Source organism: Pseudomonas sp. IT-196MI5 (assembly GCF_949767415.1).
GTDB lineage: Bacteria > Pseudomonadota > Gammaproteobacteria > Pseudomonadales > Pseudomonadaceae > Aquipseudomonas.
The window spans coordinates 1-18,626 of record NZ_CATKPZ010000020.1 but is presented as its reverse complement, the minus strand read 5'-3'; the positions used below and the strand labels follow the sequence as shown (position 1 = coordinate 18,626).

Genomic DNA, 18,626 nt, shown 5'->3' with positions numbered 1-18,626 from the left:
CGCAAAACCTACAGGGGATTTGCAGATACCAAAAAAACGCGGCGCCTGAGAGGGCGCCGCGTTTTTTATTGGCTGCCCATCAGAAGTCCAGCGCAACACCTACATTGATGCCCTGTTGGGTGAAATCGTCGTCCTTGCGGATGTTGTAGCTGGCGCGCAATGCCAGGTCCCGGGTAAGGTTGTGGCTCACACCCAGGTTCACACGTTGCAAGTGACTTTGCGGGGTGTAGCCCTCCAGCGTGAACTGGTTGTTTGGCAGGCTGTTGAGGTTGATGCTCACGTCCTGGGTATCGTCGTTGTACTCACGTTCGACTGCCGCTTCGCCAAAAACCTGGGTTTGCGGGGTGATCTGGTATTTGCCCTGCAGGCCAGCGCCCAGACGCCGGGAAATACGCTCCTGATCGGCGAAGGTCAGCGCCGTGGAGTTGTTGCCGTCCTCCGAGTAACCGTCGACTTGCACCTTGGCGAAATCGGCGCTGACAAACGGCGACAGGTGCCAGGGGCTGCTGGCTTGTTGCGCAATGTCGTAACCCAGGCGAGCGCTGAAGGCCTCGACGTAGCCGCTGGTATCGCCTTTTTCGCTGCGCTCGTTGGCCCCCAACTGGAATTTACGCTTGAGGCTGTCGTAATCCAGATGCCCGGCCGTCAACGCCGCGTCGGCCCACACACGGTTTTGCTGGTACTGGGCGAATGCCGTGCCCAGGTAAGTGTTGAGTTTGTAGTCGGAATCATTGCTGCCGGCTTCGAGTTTCTGGTTATAGAAACCGGCCACCAGGCCGACGCGCCAGGCATCGTCGAGACGGTAGCTGCCGCCGATGTTCAGGTTGGCGCCGTTGCCGTCGGCGTTTGCCGAACTGTCATCACCGTCAAAGTCCTGATGTTGTCCGCCACCGGCAACAATGGCTCGCCATTGGCCGACGCCTTGCCAGTTTTCCCAATCGGCCAGCCACTGGTTGCGCAATTCATCCTGATGCGCGCGCACGGTGCCTTGGGCCATTTCCGGCAGTAATGTCAGCTCCCACGGCGCTGCCAGCAGGGAGTACGCGTAATCGGCAATCAGTCGTTGCCCGGCTTCGGTGGGATGCACGGAGTCGTTGTAGATCAGCTTGGTCGGGTCCGGTGTGGCGCTGTTGATGCCGTAACGGGCGTTTTCGGTGCAGCCGTTGCCGCTGAAACAGGTGGCGATGAGGTTCTGGTCGGTGGCCAGGCCAAACTGTGCCGGGTTGGCGAACGTCTCTTTGAGCAGTACCGGAACGTTGAGCGGGATGACTTCGGCATTGATGTTTTGCAGTCGACTTACCAGTTCAGTGTTGAACTGGGCGCTGAGTTGGGACGTGAACGCTTGCAGCGAGGTGCCGTTGAACGCCGGGGTAAAGCCGATATCCGGCAGCAACCAGACCATGACGTATTTGGCGCCGGCGGTTTGCAGCGTCTGCACGCTGTCAGCCAAGCGGTCGGCGGCGGCACTGGCCTGAGGCAGGCTGGTGACGCGTCCTTGCAGGAAGTCGTTACCGCCACCCGACAGGTAATACAGTGCGTTCGGGTCGGCACGGAAGTTATTGGATGGAAGATAGCCGGCCCGGGTGCGTTCGCCAGTGGCAGAGATGCTGGTAATCGAATCAAGAATCTGGTCGGTACGATAGCCGCCTACCGCCCAGTTGTTACCATCAGGCAGACCTTCGTTGGCGCGAACTGCTGAAGCAGAGGATGCCGTCTGGTCCGGCGAATACCCCAGTTTTCCACCCAGAATCTGCGTGGCGTTGAGCGAGCGGACTTCGCCGCTGCCATCCAGGTACACCGGCCCCGTCCGGTTGGTGAAGCGCTGCGTCGCCCCGGCAGGCCCGCCCGTGTCGGCAAAGGTCCCTGCATCGTTGAGGCTGTCCCCGAAGACAACGAAATTGGTATAAGGATTAGGTGCGGCGTTCGCCTGGGCGCATGCCATCGCGAGCAAGCATCCTGCCAGCGGTACAAACAACGACTGTTTGATCATGTGCAAGTCCGTTTATTTATTGTTGTAGTGAACGAAACGACAGTACCAAAAACTTCCGGCCTTTTGCCATCTGTCGCGAAGCTTTTGATAGTTTCGCGGGCAGTGCCCCCGGTGATATTGCGCGCTCTGCCCAGCTAAGTTACTGTGCCGGGACGTACGAACGAGACCTTCCCCGTGTTGATCATCAGTAAACTCCTGGATCAAGTCATCAAGGCACATGCCCGCTGGCGTTGGCGCGCCTGAATTCTTTTGCCGGCCCTGCCGGTCCTGTATCGCTTTGCCTTCTTTACCTGTTTGAAATGCCGCTTTGCTGGCGCTACACCGGCACCTGACAAAGCGCAGCGCTCTGCGGGTAAATCATTCGAAGGCCATCCTCAAAGTCAGTGAATTCAAGAGGTTCTAAACGCCATGTTGCTGATGATCGATAACTACGACTCCTTTACCTACAACGTTGTGCAGTACCTCGGCGAGCTCGGCTCCCAGGTCAAAGTCGTGCGCAACGATGAACTGACCATCGCTGAAATCGAAGCGCTCAACCCAGAGCGCATTGTTGTGTCCCCCGGTCCTTGCACCCCGACCGAAGCCGGCATCTCGATTGAAGCGATCAAGCATTTCGCCGGCAAACTGCCGATTCTTGGTGTCTGCCTCGGCCACCAATCCATCGGCCAGGCCTTTGGCGGTGATGTGGTGCGCGCCCGTCAAGTGATGCACGGTAAGACTAGCCCTGTATTTCACGAGGACAAGGGAGTGTTCGCAGGCCTGAATCGTCCGCTGACGGTGACCCGCTATCATTCATTGATCGTCAAGCGCGAAACCCTGCCCGATTGTCTGGAGCTGACCGCCTGGACCCAGCTCGAGGATGGCTCGGTCGACGAGATCATGGGCCTGCGTCACAAGACTCTGAACATCGAAGGCGTGCAGTTTCACCCGGAGTCGATCCTCACCGAGCAGGGCCACGAACTGTTCGCCAACTTCCTCAAACAAACCGGCGGCACGCGCTAAGGACTTATCATGAACATCAAGACAGCCCTGGGCCGTATCGTCGATCACCTCGACCTCAGCACCGATGAAATGCGCGATGTCATGCGTGAAATCATGACCGGGCAATGCTCGGACGCGCAGATTGGCGCGTTCATGATGGCCATGCGCATGAAGAGCGAAAGCATCGACGAAATCGTCGGCGCGGTGTCGGTGATGCGTGAGCTGGCGGACAAGGTCGAGCTCAAGACCCTCGACGGTGTGGTCGATGTGGTGGGCACCGGCGGTGACGGTGCAAATATCTTCAACGTGTCGACCGCTGCTGCGTTCGTCGTTTCCGCTGCTGGCTGCACCGTGGCCAAGCATGGCAACCGTGCAGTCTCGGGCAAGAGCGGCAGTGCCGATCTGCTGGAGGCGGCCGGTATCTACCTGAACCTGACCCCAGTGCAAGTGGCGCGTTGCATTGACAACGTTGGTATTGGTTTCATGTTTGCCCAGACTCATCACTCTGCGATGAAATACGCCGCCAGCCCGCGCCGTGAACTGGGTCTGCGGACTTTGTTCAACATGCTTGGTCCGCTTACGAATCCGGCCGGTGTGAAACATCAGGTGGTCGGCGTATTCACCCAGGCCCTGTGCCGGCCGCTGGCGGAAGTGCTGCAGCGTCTGGGCAGCAAGCACGTGCTGGTGGTGCATTCGAAGGATGGCCTCGACGAATTCAGCCTGGCTGCGCCGACGTTTGTCGCAGAACTGAAGGATGGCCAGATCACCGAGTATTGGGTCGAGCCGGAAGACCTTGGCATGAAGAGCCAGAGCCTGCATGGCCTGGCGGTGGATAGCCCGGCGGCATCCCTGGAGCTGATTCGCGATGCCCTGGGCAAGCGCAAGACCGAGAACGGTCAGAAAGCGGCCGAGATGATCATGCTCAATGCCGGTGCCGCGCTGTACGCAGCCGACCATGCCAGCAGTTTGAAAGAGGGCGTTGCACTTGCGCACGATGCGCTGCACACCGGTCTCGCTCGAGAGAAGCTCGAGGAACTGGGTGCGTTCACCGCGGTATTCAAAGTGGAGAATGAGGGATGAGTGTACCGACGGTTCTGGAAAAGATTCTGGCGCGCAAGGTCGAGGAAGTCGCCGAGCGCAGCGCTCGCGTCAGCCTCGCCGAGCTGGAAAGCCTGGCCAAGACGGCCGATGCACCCCGTGGTTTTGCCAAGGCCTTGCTGGCTCAGGCCAAGCTGAAGCAACCGGCAGTCATTGCCGAAATCAAGAAAGCCTCGCCGAGCAAAGGCGTGATCCGCGAGAACTTCGTTCCCGCCGATATCGCCAGAAGCTACGAGAAGGGCGGGGCGACCTGCCTGTCGGTACTCACCGACATCGACTACTTCCAGGGTGCCGATGCGTACCTGCAGCAGGCCCGCGCGGCGTGCCAGCTGCCGGTGATCCGCAAGGACTTCATGATCGATCCGTACCAGATCGTCGAAGCCCGGGCCCTGGGTGCCGACTGCGTGCTGTTGATCGTCTCCGCTCTGGACGATGTGAAAATGGCCGAACTGGCGGCCGTGGCCAAAAGCGTTAATCTCGATGTGCTGGTGGAAGTCCACGATGGCGATGAGCTGGAGCGGGCCTTGAAAACTCTCGACACTCCACTGGTTGGCGTCAATAACCGCAACCTGCACACCTTCGACGTCAGCCTGGAAACCACCCTTGACCTGTTGCCGCGTATTCCGCGCGATCGACTGGTCATCACCGAGAGCGGCATTCTCAACCGCGCCGATGTCGAGCTGATGGAAATCAGCGACGTCTATGCATTCCTGGTCGGCGAAGCGTTCATGCGCGCCGAAAGCCCGGGTACCGAATTGCAGCGTCTGTTCTTCCCCGAGCGCGGCATTCCCGTCAGCGGCTCGACCCTCGACTAAAAGCATCGCGAGCAAGCTCGCTCCCACAGGGTTTGATGGTGGCCACGAGATCTATGGGCTGCCGGGATCAAATGTGGGAGCGAGCTTGCTCGCGATAGCGGCATAAGAAGCACCACAGACTTTATGTCCTACGGAATACCTTATGACCTCACCTAGTTCCCTGACCATCGAAGCGGGCCTGCAAGCCGAACAGGATCTGTTGGCCTCGGTCTGTGCCGGCAACGCGGACTTCGGCCTGTTGTTCTGGCAACCGAGTGACCAGGCATTAGTGATGCCGCGTCGCTTGAATCGCTTGCCAGGCTTTGAATCCGCATGTGAAGTCTCGGCAGCAACAGGCTGGCCAGTGTTGTTGCGCGATACCGGCGGAGAGCCCGTTCCGCAATCCGACACCACGATCAATATCGCTCTGGTCTACGCACCGCCGCGCAGCGAAGGTGACCTTAACCGCATCGAATCCGGCTACCGGCGTCTATGCGATCCAATCTGTCAGTTGCTGGATGATTTGGGCGGTACTTCGTCCCTGGGTGAAATCGAAGGCGCTTTCTGTGACGGTCGCTTCAACGTCAATCTTGATGGACGCAAAATGGTTGGCACCGCCCAGCGCTGGCGTCAGAGTCAGGGCGGGCAGCGTCCGGTAGGACTGGTGCACGGAGCGATGCTGATCGATAACGAGCGAGCGTCAATGGTCGCCGCGGTCAATCGTTTCAACGAGGCCTGCGGTCTGGAACAACGAGTCCGCGCCGAAAGCCACATCGCGCTGCATGAGAAGTTCGCCGCACCCGATGCACTGACGCGCCTCGACGAACTCTACCGGTTGATGCTGGCGCAGATGTTCAGCGGCTAGGTTTTCGAGCTTATCGCGTACCGAAAACCACCATGGTCTTGCCTTTGACGTTCACCAGTTCGCGTTCTTCCAGATCCTTGAGGACGCGACCGACCATCTCCCGGGAACAACCGACTATCCGCCCGATTTCCTGACGGGTCACCTTGATTTGCATACCATCGGGGTGAGTCATGGCGTCTGGCTGTTTGCACAGTTCCAGCAGGCAGCGGGCAACGCGGCCGGTCACGTCAAAAAATGCCAGGTCACCGACCTTGCGCGTGGTGTTGCGCAGGCGCTGTGCGATTTGTCCGCTGAGGACGTAAAGAATTTCCGGATCCAGCAGGGATAACTCGCGGAATTTTGCGTAGCTGATTTCCGCGACTTCGCATTCAACCTTGGCCCGCACCCAGGCGCTGCGCTCCTGCTCCAGGCCGGCTTGCTCAAACAGGCCCAGCTCGCCGAAAAAGTCCCCGGTGTTCAGGTAGGAAATGATCATTTCCCGGCCATCGTCATCTTCGATCAGGATGGTGACTGAGCCTTTGATGATGAAGAACAGCGTTTCCGAGCGGTCGCCAGCACAAATGATGTTGCTCTTGGCCTGATAACGGCGGCGCTGGCAATGCATCAACAGCTTGTCGAGGTTTTTGATCTTGGGGGTGGGGGCAATAGCAACCATGGTTGTATCCCGAAAAGACTGCACGGTGTGTTTGGTTTTTTATGAATAGCGAACGCTGGGGGAAAGCTGGCAATGCGCCATTGAATTGGCGTCAGCTTAACAGACACTTCCTGCAATATTCGAGCATTTACCTACAAGGCAGTGGGATATGTCCTAAGACGCCGGGCGCCGTCAATCACGGGGCCTGTGCTAAGCTGGCGACCCTTTTTTATACAGTGGAGTCTTGGCGATGAAGGCACGCATCCAATGGGCTGGCGAAGCCATGTTCCTCGGCGAATCCGGTAGCGGTCATGTCGTGGTCATGGACGGTCCGCCCGATGCCGGCGGACGTAACCTGGGTGTCCGGCCGATGGAAATGCTGCTGCTGGGTGTCGGCGGTTGCAGCAATTTCGATGTGGTCAGCATCCTCAAGAAGTCCCGCCAGGCGGTCGAAAGCTGTGAAGCTTTCCTTGAAGCCGAGCGTGCGACCGAAGATCCAAAGGTTTTCACCAGGATCCACATGCACTTCGTGGTCAAGGGCCGTGGGCTGAAAGAAGCCCAGGTCAAGCGCGCCATCGAATTGTCTGCAGAGAAGTATTGCTCGGCCTCGATCATGCTCGGCGCGGCAGGCGTGGCAATTACCCACGACTACGAGATCATCGAGCTCGGTTGAATCGACATTCAACTATCATAAAAGCAGTGCAGACTCTGGCGAACACAAGCTGACGTCTGCATAATGCGCCACTTTTTTCAGGGTAGTGGCCCGTCAGCCGACAGGCCTCGCACCCGAGCAGACAACCAAAATCGCCATCGCGAAGAGGTGTTAACCGTCCTACGCAGGTGCGTTGTTCGCATTTGACGGGCATGCTTGATCACGCGGCCGGGCCGCAAACACATAGAGAGTTTTTAACGGTGAAAAGCAAACTCAAGCTCCACGGGTTCAATAACCTGACAAAGACCTTGAGCTTCAACATCTATGACATCTGCTACGCGGAAACCCCGCAAGACCAGCAGGCTTACGTTGAGTACATCAATAAAGAGTACAACGCGAAACGCCTGACGCAGATCCTCACGGAAGTTGTCGATATCATTGGTGCCAACATCCTGAACATTGCCAGTCAGGACTATGAGCCGCAGGGCGCCAGCGTCACGATCCTGATCTCGGAAGAGCCGGTAACCCCGACCGACAGTCAGATCGAAGAATCCCCGGGCCCGCTGCCTGAAATCATTCTTGCTCACCTCGACAAGAGCCACATCACGGTGCACACCTACCCGGAAATCCATCCGGTCAGCGGTATTGCAACCTTCCGTGTGGACATCGACGTATCGACTTGCGGGGTCATTTCACCGCTTAAAGCGCTCAACTTCCTGATTCACCAGTTCGATTCGGACATTGTGACTGTGGATTACCGTGTGCGCGGCTTCACCCGTGACGTTGAAGGCAAAAAGCACTTCATCGACCATGAGATCAATTCGATCCAGAACTACCTCTCCGAAGACACTTACGACGCGTACCAGATGACCGACGTGAACGTGTATCAGGAAAACCTGTTCCACACCAAGATGCTGCTGAAGAACTTCGAACTGGATAACTACCTGTTTGGCGACGCCACCAGCAACCTGTCCTCTGAGCAACGCGCCCAGGTGACCGAGCGGGTGAAACACGAAATGCTCGAAATCTTCTACGCGCGCAATATGGCATAAGATTCTCGGACACAAAAAAGGCGACTCCCTCACGGCAGTCGCCTTTTTATTGCCGGAATGCATTCAATGTGGGAGCTGGCTTGCCAGCGAAGAGGCCCTCCCAGACAGCCGAGAAATCAGATCCGATAAGTACTCTTGGTCATCACCTTGGCCATCAGACTCATCCCGAACTTCACGGGTGCCGGAAAGCGGAACCCGCCAGCCTCCAGCGCACTTTCGGCATGCTGTTCTTCATCGATACGCATCTGCTCAAGAATTGCGCGGGATTTTTCATCCTCGGCCGGCAATTGCTCCAGATGTTCGTTCAGGTGTTTGCACACCTGGTCTTCCGTTGCCGCCACGAACCCCAGGCTGACTTTATCGCTGATCAGGCCGGCCACCGCGCCAATCCCGAAAGACATGCCATAAAACAGTGGATTGAGGATGCTGGTATGGCTACCCAGTTGATGGATACGCTGTTCGCACCAGACCAGGTGATCGATCTCTTCTTCGGCGGCATGCTCCATTGCGGCACGCACTTGCGGCAGCTTGGCGGTCAGCGCCTGCCCCTGGTATAGCGCCTGGGCGCAGACTTCGCCGGTATGGTTGATACGCATCAGACCGGCAACGTGGCGCGTGTCTTCATCGCTCATGTTCGCATCTGGCTGCACGATGGCGGGCGACGGACGGTACGGCTGGCCGCTGAAGGGCAGCAGGGTGCGCATCGCGGCATCGGCTTGCAGCAGAAGGCGGTCGATTGGCGAGTAGTGACGTTGGGTAGTCATGCTGACCTCCGGGGGAGTTTCGGCGGCCAGTTTAACCCAATCGGCCGGGGAAGGTTTGCGCTGGGTCAGTCATCCTTGTAGGAGCTGGCTTGCCAGCGAAGAACGATAGCGCGGTGAATCAGGTCAACCGCGTCGCTTTGTTCGCCGGCAAGCCAGCTCCTACAGGGTGGGGTGGTCAATCAGCCCGGTGGCCAGTGCATCTGGCGCTGACCCAGCACGTGCATATGAATGTGATAGACGGTTTGCCCGCCTTCTTCATTGCAGTTCATGACGACGCGGAAACCTTTTTCGCAGCCCAGTTCCAGTGCCAGGCGCTGGGCGGTGAACAGTATGTGCCCGGCCAATGCCTTGTCGTCCTCGGTCAGGTCGTTCAGGGTGCGAACCGGTTTCTTCGGGACCACCAGGAAATGTACTGGCGCCTGTGGGGCAATGTCGTGGAAGGCCAGTACCTGGTCGTCCTCGTAAATGATCTTCGCCGGGATTTCCCGTTTTATGATCTTGGTGAACAGAGTATCCACAGCTGTTTTCTCCGTTGTTTGGGCTGGGCTGAGTGTACTCATGGCGTATGCCTGCGCCCAGCCTTTTACCTTGGGTTGGATCAGCGCGGGCAGTACGCCTTGTTAATCATGCCGGCGATGGTGCGAGTCAGCCAGCGCGAGCCGAGCCGCGGCAGGAAGGCGAGCCAGCGGTTGCGCCGCCCGGGAATAATGATCGCTTGATTCTTTTCCAGTGCGCGCACGGTGTAGAGCGCCACTTCCTCGGGGCTCATCAGCAGTTTGCTGTTGGTCAGTTTTTCGCTGTCGAGTTGCGCGGTACGGAAAAACGCCGTGCGGGTCGGTCCGGGGCAGAGCACCGAAACCTTGATCGCACACTTTTTCATCTCGACACGCAATCCTTCGGAAAAGTGCAGCACATACGCCTTGCTGGCGTAATAGGTACTCATCCACGGCCCGGGTTGAAACGCCGCCACCGAGGCCACATTCAGAATTTGCCCGCCGCCTTGCAGAGCCATGCTGTTGCCGATGGCGTGGCACAGGCGGGTGAGGGCGAGGATGTTCACTTCGATCAGGTCCTGCTCGGTCATCCAGTCCTGGGCCAGAAACGGGCCGCAGGTACCGATACCGGCACAATTGACCAGCAGATCGATCTGCCGGTCGCCTTCTTCCAGCTCCAGCAGGAACCCGGACAGGCGCAGCGGTTCGCCCAGGTCACAGGCACGGAACAACACTTCCACGCCGAACCTTTGGGTCAGTTCAATCGCAATACTTTCCAGCTGATCACGTTGTCGGGCCACCAGAATCAGGCTGCGGCCGCGGCGGGCCAGCGCTTCGGCCATCGCCAGGCCGATGCCGCTGGAGGCGCCAGTGATCAGAGCGTAACGGGTCATGCAGTTCTCCATCGCAACAGCTCCGCGCCGCGACGCAGGTGTCACGGGCCAGGAGCGCTGTTCATTCTTTCGCAGAGTCTACAGGGGGCTGGGCCTCTACGGCTGCATCGTCGGTGGAATTTGGCAACGGTTCGACCTCGACGTCGATTTCATCAGTGGTGACCGAGCTGCTTTCGTAGCTGCTTTGGGCAGCGCTTTTGTATTCTTCCCGTATCGCCGTGAGACCACCGGCCAGCGAGCCAAACAGAACCAGCGCGATAACGATCAGCCACAGCGAAGACAATACCTTGACCGCGGTACTGTTCGGCGCAGGCGGCGGGCCGTAGCGGTTGGCGGTGTCGTTGCCCGGTACGACCATGATCACGAACGGAAAGAAACTGCCAACGAACGGCACCAGGTTCAGCAGCCACAGCCAGCCGGACCAGCCGACATCGTGCAAGCGTTGAACGGTGAACTGGATGCTGACGAATACAAATCCGGCGAACAGGATCAAGGCCAGCAAGCTGCCCAATATCAGGCCGGCGGTCGAATCCGCGCCGATGAGAGCCAGGGCGACTAAGGCAAACAGCCCGCAGACGGCCAGGAGCACAGTTGACAGCACCAGCGTCCAGGCGAGGTAACGCAAGCGGCCGATACGGCCATCGAAACTGAATGGCTTGAGCGTGGCGAATTCCGCCACGGCTTCGCCGACGGGCGCGCGAGGTGGCGCGTAAGGGGACTGCGGATCTGCCTGGGCAGCCTGGCTACTGGCCGAGGGGTGGTCGTGAACGTCGGCGAGGTTCAGCTCGATCGGCGTCTCGGCTTCGATGCGGGCGTCGATGCCGGTTTTGCTCAGCGCCTGGAGATAGGTCTGGGCATCGGCTTGCGACAGGTTGCGTTTGAGCGTTACCGGACGTCCGGTGAACAGGCGCTCGATGGCCGTGACATCGCTTTTGAACAACTCGGCGAGATTGAGCTTTGCCGTGGTGATGTCGACACCGGGCAGCAAGGCGCCCTCGAATACGATCTTGAAATGATTTTCGCCCATGTGCGAAGCATCCTTGTCGCTAGAGGTTGAAAGAAGAATGTTGTGCCCAGGGGAGAGTAAGGCCAGCCGGGCAAGACTGGCCAAGGTTTGCTGTCAGCTCGGCCAGCGTTTGGTCAACAGGGCCGCCTGATCCAGGGCCTTGCGGTACTCCGAGTCGAGACGTGCAATCAACTGCTCGACGCTCGGCAAGTCCTCGATTTCTCCCACACCCTGGCCTGCGGACCAAACGGTTTTCCAGGCTTTGGCCTCATCGCTCACGGGTTTGAGCTTGGAGCCGAAGTTGATCTCGCCCTTGCCTTGCAAGGCGGCCATGTCGAAACCGGCGGCTTCCAGACTCTGGCGCATGAAGCTCGCGGGGACACCTGACACGGCTGGAGTATGGATGATGTCTGCCGCTTTGGATGTCAGCAGCATTTCTTTGTAGGCGTCAGGTGCGTGACTTTCGGTCGTGCCGATAAATCGTGTACCAAAGTAGGCTAAATCCGCGCCGAGCAGTTGGGCGGCAAGAATTTCGTGGCCGTGATTCAAGCAGCCGGCCAACAACAGGGTCTTGTCGAAGAACTGACGGATTTCGGCAATCAGCGAGAACGGGCTCCAGGTCCCGGCGTGTCCACCGGCGCCGGCAGCTACGGCGATCAAACCATCCACGCCGGCTTCGGCCGCTTTCTCGGCGTGACGACGAGTTGTCACATCATGGAACACCAGGCCGCCGTAGCTGTGCACCGCGTCGACCAGTTCTTTCACGGCACCGAGGCTGGTGATCACGATCGGCACCTTGTGCTCGACGCAGATCTGCAGATCCGCCTGTAAACGAGGATTGCTGTTATGGACGATCAGGTTTACGGCATAAGGCGCGGGGTTTTCCAGTGCCGCCAGCCCGGCTTCGATTTCTCCCAGCCAGGCCTTGAATCCGCTGCTTTCGCGCTGGTTCAGCGCCGGAAAGCTGCCGACCACGCCCTGGCGACAACAGGCGAGTACCAATTGCGGATTGGAAATCAGGAACATCGGCGCTGCCACTACAGGCAGGCGCAAACGTTGTTCGAGCAGAGCGGGCAGCGACATTGGAAGTACCCCGGTAAGTTGTGCCTGTTGGATTTAGAACGGCCGAACGACGACCAGAATGACGATAGCCAGCAATATCAGAACCGGCACTTCATTGAACCAGCGATAAAAGACATGGCTGCGGGTGTTCTCGCCACGGGCAAATCGTTTTACCTGCGCGCCACACATGTGGTGGTAGCCGATCAGAATCACCACCAGTGTCAGCTTGGCGTGCATCCAGCCACCCTGAGTGAAATACGCACTTGGGTTGAGGCTGATCAACCAGCCGCCGAAGATCAGCGTAGCGATCATTGCTGGCCCCATGATGCCGCGATACAGCTTGCGCTCCATGACGCTGAAGCGTTCCTTGCTGATCGTGTCTTCACTTTGTGCGTGATAAACGAACAGGCGTGGCAGGTAGAACAGGCCGGCAAACCAGCACACGACACTGATGATGTGAAGCGCTTTGAGCCACAGATAGAGCATTTTTAGTTATTCCCCAATTCACGGTACTGGGAATATAGAGGCTTGAGCGTCCGCACGTCACCTTGACGGTTGTCGCAGGGGCGCGTGGCCCCTATTATCGACGGCTTTCCAGTGGGTTCGTTGAGGGCAGGTTTATGGTCAAGGTCGGTATCGTCGGCGGCACGGGTTACACCGGTGTCGAGCTGCTGCGTCTGTTGGCGCAACATCCGCAAGCTGAGGTGGTTGTCATCACTTCCCGATCCGAGGCTGGCCTGGCCGTGGCCGACATGTACCCGAACCTGCGAGGGCACTACGACGGCCTGGCGTTCAGCGTTCCGGACATCAAGACCCTGGGTGCCTGCGATGTGGTGTTCTTCGCCACACCGCACGGTGTTGCCCATGCCCTGGCGGGCGAACTGCTGGCGGCCGGGACCAAGGTCATCGACCTGTCGGCCGACTTCCGTTTGCAAGACGCGGATGAATGGGCCAAGTGGTACGGCCAGCCGCACGGTGCACCGCAGTTGCTGGATGAGGCGGTCTATGGCTTGCCGGAAGTCAATCGCGAGCAGATCAAGAAAGCGCGACTGATTGCTGTGCCGGGCTGCTACCCGACTGCAACGCAATTGGGTTTCCTGCCATTGCTCGAAGCCGGCCTGGCCGATACTGCGCATCTGATTGCTGACTGCAAATCCGGTGTCAGCGGTGCCGGTCGTGGTGCTTCCGTAGGCTCGCTGTACTCCGAGACATCGGAAAGCATGAAGGCCTATGCGGTCAAAGGGCACCGTCATTTGCCGGAAATCCGCCAGGGCCTGCGTCGTGCAGCAGGCAAGGACGTCGGCCTGACCTTCGTTCCGCACCTGACACCGATGATTCGTGGCATTCATTCCACGCTCTACGCAACCGTTGTTGATCGCTCGGTGGATCTGCAGGCGCTGTTTGAAAAGCGTTATGCCAACGAACCGTTCGTCGATGTGATGCCTGCCGGCAGCCACCCGGAGACGCGTAGCGTGCGTGGTGCCAATGTTTGCCGTATCGCGGTGCATCGTCCGCAAGACGGCGATCTGGTGGTTGTGTTGTCGGTGATCGACAACCTGGTCAAGGGAGCGTCGGGTCAGGCAGTGCAGAACATGAACATTCTGTTCGGGTTGGATGAGCGTCTGGGCCTGTCCCACGCCGGCATGCTGCCGTAAGCTTTATCGCGTACAGCAAGAGGCCCGTCTGACGGGCCTTTTTGCATTCCGGACCGGCAATTGGATTGGTTGATATACCATAACAATAGTTGACCGCTTTTCTAGGAGAAGCGGATAATGCGCGTCATCACGCAATATGACGGCGTTACGCCGGGAGATAGTCAGCATGAGCGTCGAATCCTTCACCCCCACGGCTTTGCAATTCACCCACGGTGCCGCGCACAAGGTGAAGAGCCTGGTCGATGAAGAGGGGAATGATCGCTTGAAGCTGCGCGTATTCGTTACGGGCGGCGGTTGTTCAGGTTTTCAGTACGGCTTCACCTTCGATGAAGAAGTGGCCGATGACGACACCATCGTCGAACGCGAAGGTGTGAGTCTGGTGGTCGATCCGATGAGCTTCCAGTACCTGGCGGGTGCCGAGGTGGACTACCAGGAAGGTCTGGAAGGTTCGCGTTTCGTCATCAAGAACCCGAATGCGACCACCACCTGTGGCTGCGGTTCTTCGTTCTCGATCTGATCAGCACACCTGTTTCACAGAGCGCCGCACGACCCCAGGGTCTTGCGGCGTTTTGCTGTGTGGAGGATTTATGCGGGGTAGATGGCGCCGAGTACGCGCAAGCCGCGGGCACCGGTAACGCTCGGACGGTTGGCTGCGATGCCTTCGAGGCAGCAATGAGCCAGCCACGCGAAGGCCATGGCTTCGACCCAGTCGGGGTCTACGCCGTAAGTGGCAGTGCTGCTGACGCTGGCGTTTGGCAGTAGGCTGGCCAGGCGGTTCATCAGCGCGGTGTTGTGGGCGCCGCCGCCGCAAACCAGTAGTTCCTGCGTGTCTGCCTGGGCGCTTTGCAGTGATTCGACGATGGTCAGCGCGGTCAGCTCAAGCAGCGTCGCCTGAACATCTTCGGCGGCGTAGGCTGGCAGTTGTGCCAGGTGCTGTGTCAGCCAAGGCAGGTTGAATACTTCCCGTCCGGTACTCTTCGGGCCTTTGGTTACGAAGAACGGATCGCTGAGCAGCTCATTCAATAGGGCCGGTTCAACCTTGCCGCTGGCGGCCCATTGGCCGTCGCGGTCATAGTTGTCGCCACGTTGCTGATGAATCCAGGCGTCCAACAGGACATTGCCCGGGCCGCAGTCGAACCCGGTAACAGGCTTACCGGGTTCGATCAGGCTCAGGTTGCTGAATCCACCGACGTTCAGCACGGCACGATTGCCGGGACGCTCTTCAAACAAGGCTTCGTGAAAGGCGGGAACCAGCGGTGCGCCTTGTCCGCCGGCAGCGACGTCGCGGCTGCGGAAGTCGCTGACCACGGTGATGCCGGTCAGCTCTGTCAGAAGGGCCGGGTTGCCAATCTGCACGGTAAAACCGCGTGCCGGTTCGTGGCGGATGGTCTGGCCATGGCTGCCAATCGCACGAATGTCGTCAGGCTTCAGTTGCTGCTGAGCGAGAAGGGCATGAATCCCTTGGGCTGCCAGTTTCACCCAGTTCTGCTGGGCGATGGCGGAGCGGGCGATTTCGTCCGGGCCGCTGGCGCACAAGCCGAGCAGCTCGGCGCGCAGGGTATCGGGCATCGGGATGTAATGGGAGGCGATCAGTCGGATCGCCGGGGCTTGCTCGACCAGTGCGATGTCCAGGCCATCAAGGCTGGTTCCGGACATCACACCTATATAGATCGCCATGACTTAGCGCTTGCTCGAAGCCAGCAGAGTGGCTTTTTCCTGTTCCATGCGCGCCATCAGTGGCTGGCTTTGGGCGAGGAAGCGTGGGCGTTCCGCCTTGGCAATCGGATCGGCCATTGGCAGTTTCTGGCCCAGCGGGTCAACGTGCACACCATTGACCTGGAACTCGTAGTGCAGGTGCGGCCCGGTGGAGAGACCGGTGGTGCCGATATAGCCAATCACCTGGCCCTGTTTCACCGTGCCGCCAGTCTTCACGCCTTTGGCGAAGCCTTGCATGTGGCCATAGAGCGTAGTGTAGGTATTGCCGTGCTGGAGGACCACGGTATTGCCGTAGCCGCCGCGGCGACCGGCCAGCAAGACCTTGCCATCACCGGCTGCCTTGATCGGCGTGCCGCGCGGTGCTGCGTAGTCGACGCCTTTGTGGGCGCGGATCTTGTTCAGGATCGGGTGTTTGCGGCCCATGGAAAATTTCGAGCTGATGCGGGCGAAGTCCACCGGTGTGCGGATGAACGCCTTGCGCATGCTGTTGCCGTCAGCGGTGTAGTAGCTGCTGTTGCCCTGTTTGTTGGTGTAGCGAACGGCGGTGTAGGTCTTGCCGCGGTTGGTGAAGCGCGCCGAGAGGATCGGGCCAGTGCCGACGGCCTTGCCGTTGACCACCTTTTGCTCGTAGATCACGTCGAACTCGTCGCCCTGGCGAATATCCTGGGCGAAGTCCACGTCATAGCCAAACACACTGGCCATGTCCATGGTCAGGCTGTGAGACAGGCCTGCTCGGGCTGCGGACTGTGACAGCGAACTGTTGATCACGCCATGAACGTAAGCCGAGCGCACGGTCGGTTTGGCGGTAATGCGGTTGAAGGTGTAGCCCTTGTCGTTCCTGGTCAGGCTGATGCTTTCGAGGTCGTTGAGCTTGCTGTGCAAGTTGCTCAACTGGCCGTCCGGGCTCAGTTCGAATTCGAGTTTTTGCCCGTGCTTGAGCTGGCTGAACTGCTTGGCCTGCCTGTCGCTGGCCAGTATTTCACGCACCGAGGTGGCTGGGAGGCCGACCTTCTCGAACAGTGTAGAGAGGGTGTCACCCTTGGTGACGATCACTTCCCTGTGGCTTGCCGGCTTTTTTTCTTCGACGACCGGCACTGGTGCAGGTTCGGCTTGAGCGGTTTCCTGGGGGGCTTCGGCGCTGTTGTCGATCTGCGCGAAGGGGGAGGTTGCTGGTTCATTTGTGGCTTGAACGGCGTCAGCAGCGTCTTGATCTTGTGTCAGTTGTTCAGCAGGACTTTCCAGTTCAAGACTCAGGGTTGTCTTTTTGGCTTCAACATCGCTGGAAGGAAATACCAGGAGCGCCAGGCTGAGAAGGGCGGCGATGCCACTTGCGGCAAGCAAGTGGGTCTTCGGGTAAAGCGGCGGCGCTTTAGACGATTCTGTGGTCATAAGTGGTTTTGACTTTGAAAAAGATGAATTGGAAAAGATGAATGACATGATGAAGATGAAATAACTGTATAAAATATAACCAAATCATCTCTGAAGCAAGTCCGCGGGCACTCTGTCTGCGGATTGGCGTCCGTGCGCCGGGCAAACCTTGTATTTGACGCGCGATCTTGTATGGTTGGTTCCCTTTGAATCTGAGCCTTGCAGGTTGGTTATGAAGTCGGTTGAAGAGCAGCTAGCGCTGATCAAACGTGGTGCCGAAGAACTGTTGGTCGAGTCCGAGCTGATTGAAAAGCTCAAGCGTGGCCAGCCGCTACGGATTAAGGCGGGCTTCGATCCAACGGCTCCGGATCTGCACTTGGGTCACACCGTGCTTATCAATAAGCTGCGCCAGTTCCAGGAGCTGGGGCATCAGGTGATCTTCCTCATAGGTGACTTCACCGGGATGATCGGCGATCCGAGCGGCAAGAGCGCCACGCGCCCGCCCCTCACTCGCGAGCAGGTCCTCGAAAATGCCGAGACCTACAAGACTCAGGTCTTCAAGATTCTGGACCCGGCAAAGACCGAAGTGGCATTCAACTCCACCTGGATGGATCAGATGGGGCCGGCCGACTTCATTCGCCTGACTTCGCAGTACACCGTGGCTCGCATGCTCGAGCGCGATGATTTCGACAAGCGCTACACAACCAATCAGCCAATCGCCATCCATGAGTTCCTTTATCCGCTGGTTCAGGGTTACGACTCGGTAGCTCTGCGCGCAGATGTCGAGCTCGGCGGCACCGATCAGAAGTTCAACTTGCTGATGGGGCGTGAGCTGCAGCGTGGTTATGGTCAGGAGGCCCAGTGTATTTTGACCATGCCGCTGCTTGAAGGTCTGGATGGCGTGAAGAAGATGTCCAAGTCTCTGGGCAACTACGTCGGTATCCAGGAAGCGCCGGGTGTGATGTACGGCAAGCTGGTCTCCATTCCGGATGCGTTGATGTGGCGCTACTTCGAGTTGCTCAGCTTCCGCTCCATGGATGAGATCAATGCGTTCCGTGCCGATGTGGAGGCGGGTGCCAATCCGCGCGATATCAAGATCAAGCTGGCTGAAGAGATCGTTGCGCGTTTCCATGGCGAGGAAGCTGCGGCCAATGCTCATCGTGCTGCCGGTAACCGTATGAAGGATGGCGAGCTGCCGGATGATCTGCCGGAGATCGAGTTGGCCGCTGCCGAGGATATGCCGATCGCTGCTGTCCTTAATAAAGCAGGGCTGGTTAAGAACTCGGCGGTGGCGCGGGATCTCCTGGGTTCCGGTGGTGTGCGTATAGATGGTGAGGTTGTCGATCGCACCTTTATATATGCGCTGGGCGCGACCCATGTTTGTCAGGCCGGGAAGAAGGCATTTGCGCGTATTACGCTCAAATCCGAATAAGGCTGAAATAAAGGGTTGACGGCGAATTTTAGAAGCCTATAATTCGCCCCACTTCCGGCGCAGTCGAAACGGAAAACTCCTTGGTAACCAATGAGTTACGCAGTTTTCGGCAGCGGGTTGCTTCAGGTCATCGAAGCCAAAAGGAAGTTGAAAAAGAGGTGTTGACAGCA

At 58.5% G+C, this 18,626-nt stretch carries 19 protein-coding genes; 9 read left to right on the top strand and 10 right to left on the bottom strand.

From position 1 onward, the window contains the following. Positions 1-79: 79 nt before the first annotated feature. Positions 80-1,990: an esterase EstP gene (gene estP / locus ACM6IK_RS14035; RefSeq protein ID WP_414874819.1), complete on the bottom strand. Its 1,911-nt coding sequence runs from the start codon at positions 1,988-1,990 to the stop codon at positions 80-82. A 408-nt stretch (positions 1,991-2,398) separates the two neighbouring features. Between estP and ACM6IK_RS14030 the strand changes: the two genes are divergently transcribed. From ACM6IK_RS14030 to ACM6IK_RS14015, 4 genes are all read left to right on the top strand, one after another. Beyond that, on the top strand, positions 2,399-2,992 hold the full coding sequence (locus tag ACM6IK_RS14030) for an aminodeoxychorismate/anthranilate synthase component II (RefSeq protein ID WP_007980194.1): 594 nt from the start codon (positions 2,399-2,401) through the stop codon (positions 2,990-2,992). A 9-nt stretch (positions 2,993-3,001) separates the two neighbouring features. Continuing rightward, positions 3,002-4,051, top strand: coding sequence for an anthranilate phosphoribosyltransferase (trpD, locus tag ACM6IK_RS14025; RefSeq protein WP_218431064.1), 1,050 nt, complete (start codon positions 3,002-3,004; stop codon positions 4,049-4,051). Continuing rightward, positions 4,048-4,884, top strand: a complete 837-nt coding sequence (trpC, locus tag ACM6IK_RS14020; RefSeq protein ID WP_218431063.1) for an indole-3-glycerol phosphate synthase TrpC — start codon at positions 4,048-4,050, stop codon at positions 4,882-4,884. The genes trpD and trpC overlap by 4 nt, the downstream gene beginning before the upstream one ends. Before the next feature lie 142 nt (positions 4,885-5,026). Further along, the gene (locus ACM6IK_RS14015; RefSeq protein WP_414874818.1) at positions 5,027-5,728 is read left to right on the top strand and encodes a biotin/lipoate A/B protein ligase family protein; all 702 of its coding nucleotides are present in this window, start codon (positions 5,027-5,029) and stop codon (positions 5,726-5,728) included. A 10-nt stretch (positions 5,729-5,738) separates the two neighbouring features. Here the strand turns inward: ACM6IK_RS14015 and crp are convergent, their stop codons facing one another. Beyond that, positions 5,739-6,383 carry a cAMP-activated global transcriptional regulator CRP gene (gene crp, locus ACM6IK_RS14010; protein ID WP_414874817.1) on the bottom strand — a complete coding sequence of 215 codons (645 nt, stop codon included), beginning with the start codon at positions 6,381-6,383 and terminating at the stop codon, positions 5,739-5,741. Between the two features lie 229 nt (positions 6,384-6,612). Here crp and ACM6IK_RS14005 point away from each other — a divergent pair, with 229 nt between their 5' ends. Next, positions 6,613-7,035, top strand: coding sequence for an OsmC family protein (locus ACM6IK_RS14005; protein ID WP_007994936.1), 423 nt, complete (start codon positions 6,613-6,615; stop codon positions 7,033-7,035). 239 nt (positions 7,036-7,274) lie between these two features. Beyond that, positions 7,275-8,066: an adenosylmethionine decarboxylase gene (gene speD / locus ACM6IK_RS14000; RefSeq protein WP_057396317.1), complete on the top strand. Its 792-nt coding sequence runs from the start codon at positions 7,275-7,277 to the stop codon at positions 8,064-8,066. A gap of 116 nt (positions 8,067-8,182) precedes the next feature. Here the strand turns inward: speD and coq7 are convergent, their stop codons facing one another. From coq7 to hemJ, 6 genes are all read right to left on the bottom strand, one after another. Further along, positions 8,183-8,830: a 2-polyprenyl-3-methyl-6-methoxy-1,4-benzoquinone monooxygenase gene (coq7, locus tag ACM6IK_RS13995; protein ID WP_414874816.1), complete on the bottom strand. Its 648-nt coding sequence runs from the start codon at positions 8,828-8,830 to the stop codon at positions 8,183-8,185. Positions 8,831-9,009: 179 nt separating this feature from the next. Further along, entirely contained in the window at positions 9,010-9,348 is a 339-nt protein-coding gene (locus ACM6IK_RS13990) for a histidine triad nucleotide-binding protein (RefSeq protein ID WP_414874815.1), read from the bottom strand. Between the two features lie 80 nt (positions 9,349-9,428). Continuing rightward, on the bottom strand, positions 9,429-10,217 hold the full coding sequence (locus tag ACM6IK_RS13985) for an SDR family NAD(P)-dependent oxidoreductase (RefSeq protein ID WP_414874814.1): 789 nt from the start codon (positions 10,215-10,217) through the stop codon (positions 9,429-9,431). A gap of 61 nt (positions 10,218-10,278) precedes the next feature. Beyond that, positions 10,279-11,244 (bottom strand): DUF805 domain-containing protein, encoded by a 966-nt coding sequence (locus tag ACM6IK_RS13980; protein ID WP_414874813.1) that lies wholly within the window; start codon positions 11,242-11,244, stop codon positions 10,279-10,281. 93 nt (positions 11,245-11,337) lie between these two features. After that, positions 11,338-12,306: an NAD(P)H-dependent flavin oxidoreductase gene (locus tag ACM6IK_RS13975; RefSeq protein WP_414874812.1), complete on the bottom strand. Its 969-nt coding sequence runs from the start codon at positions 12,304-12,306 to the stop codon at positions 11,338-11,340. 33 nt (positions 12,307-12,339) lie between these two features. Beyond that, positions 12,340-12,771: a protoporphyrinogen oxidase HemJ gene (hemJ, locus tag ACM6IK_RS13970; protein ID WP_108216879.1), complete on the bottom strand. Its 432-nt coding sequence runs from the start codon at positions 12,769-12,771 to the stop codon at positions 12,340-12,342. A 134-nt stretch (positions 12,772-12,905) separates the two neighbouring features. Between hemJ and argC the strand changes: the two genes are divergently transcribed. Beyond that, positions 12,906-13,940: an N-acetyl-gamma-glutamyl-phosphate reductase gene (argC, locus tag ACM6IK_RS13965; protein ID WP_108216878.1), complete on the top strand. Its 1,035-nt coding sequence runs from the start codon at positions 12,906-12,908 to the stop codon at positions 13,938-13,940. Between the two features lie 166 nt (positions 13,941-14,106). Beyond that, on the top strand, positions 14,107-14,457 hold the full coding sequence (erpA, locus tag ACM6IK_RS13960; RefSeq protein WP_007906865.1) for an iron-sulfur cluster insertion protein ErpA: 351 nt from the start codon (positions 14,107-14,109) through the stop codon (positions 14,455-14,457). 68 nt (positions 14,458-14,525) lie between these two features. Here erpA and ACM6IK_RS13955 read toward each other — a convergent pair whose 3' ends face one another. Together ACM6IK_RS13955 and ACM6IK_RS13950 are read right to left on the bottom strand one after the other, a co-directional pair. Then, entirely contained in the window at positions 14,526-15,617 is a 1,092-nt protein-coding gene (locus ACM6IK_RS13955; protein WP_414874811.1) for an anhydro-N-acetylmuramic acid kinase, read from the bottom strand. 3 nt (positions 15,618-15,620) lie between these two features. After that, positions 15,621-17,045, bottom strand: coding sequence for a peptidoglycan DD-metalloendopeptidase family protein (locus ACM6IK_RS13950; protein WP_414874810.1), 1,425 nt, complete (start codon positions 17,043-17,045; stop codon positions 15,621-15,623). Between the two features lie 211 nt (positions 17,046-17,256). On the opposite strand from ACM6IK_RS13950, the gene tyrS reads away from it, so the two are divergent. After that, the gene (tyrS, locus tag ACM6IK_RS13945) at positions 17,257-18,456 is read left to right on the top strand and encodes a tyrosine--tRNA ligase (RefSeq protein ID WP_414874834.1); all 1,200 of its coding nucleotides are present in this window, start codon (positions 17,257-17,259) and stop codon (positions 18,454-18,456) included. Positions 18,457-18,626: the final 170 nt, after the last annotated feature.

Excerpts from the sequence above, each read along its gene's own strand:
- estP (WP_414874819.1), bottom strand. The coding sequence starts at position 1,990 with ATGATCAAACAGTCGTTGTTTGTACCGCTGGCAGGATGCTTGCTCGCG.
- ACM6IK_RS14030 (WP_007980194.1), top strand. The coding sequence starts at position 2,399 with ATGTTGCTGATGATCGATAACTACGACTCCTTTACCTACAACGTTGTG.
- trpD (WP_218431064.1), top strand. The coding sequence starts at position 3,002 with ATGAACATCAAGACAGCCCTGGGCCGTATCGTCGATCACCTCGACCTC.
- trpC (WP_218431063.1), top strand. The coding sequence starts at position 4,048 with ATGAGTGTACCGACGGTTCTGGAAAAGATTCTGGCGCGCAAGGTCGAG.
- ACM6IK_RS14015 (WP_414874818.1), top strand. The coding sequence starts at position 5,027 with ATGACCTCACCTAGTTCCCTGACCATCGAAGCGGGCCTGCAAGCCGAA.
- crp (WP_414874817.1), bottom strand. The coding sequence starts at position 6,383 with ATGGTTGCTATTGCCCCCACCCCCAAGATCAAAAACCTCGACAAGCTG.
- ACM6IK_RS14005 (WP_007994936.1), top strand. The coding sequence starts at position 6,613 with ATGAAGGCACGCATCCAATGGGCTGGCGAAGCCATGTTCCTCGGCGAA.
- coq7 (WP_414874816.1), bottom strand. The coding sequence starts at position 8,830 with ATGACTACCCAACGTCACTACTCGCCAATCGACCGCCTTCTGCTGCAA.
- ACM6IK_RS13985 (WP_414874814.1), bottom strand. The coding sequence starts at position 10,217 with ATGACCCGTTACGCTCTGATCACTGGCGCCTCCAGCGGCATCGGCCTG.
- ACM6IK_RS13980 (WP_414874813.1), bottom strand. The coding sequence starts at position 11,244 with ATGGGCGAAAATCATTTCAAGATCGTATTCGAGGGCGCCTTGCTGCCC.
- ACM6IK_RS13975 (WP_414874812.1), bottom strand. The coding sequence starts at position 12,306 with ATGTCGCTGCCCGCTCTGCTCGAACAACGTTTGCGCCTGCCTGTAGTG.
- hemJ (WP_108216879.1), bottom strand. The coding sequence starts at position 12,771 with ATGCTCTATCTGTGGCTCAAAGCGCTTCACATCATCAGTGTCGTGTGC.
- argC (WP_108216878.1), top strand. The coding sequence starts at position 12,906 with ATGGTCAAGGTCGGTATCGTCGGCGGCACGGGTTACACCGGTGTCGAG.
- erpA (WP_007906865.1), top strand. The coding sequence starts at position 14,107 with ATGAGCGTCGAATCCTTCACCCCCACGGCTTTGCAATTCACCCACGGT.
- ACM6IK_RS13955 (WP_414874811.1), bottom strand. The coding sequence starts at position 15,617 with ATGGCGATCTATATAGGTGTGATGTCCGGAACCAGCCTTGATGGCCTG.
- ACM6IK_RS13950 (WP_414874810.1), bottom strand. The coding sequence starts at position 17,045 with ATGACCACAGAATCGTCTAAAGCGCCGCCGCTTTACCCGAAGACCCAC.
- tyrS (WP_414874834.1), top strand. The coding sequence starts at position 17,257 with ATGAAGTCGGTTGAAGAGCAGCTAGCGCTGATCAAACGTGGTGCCGAA.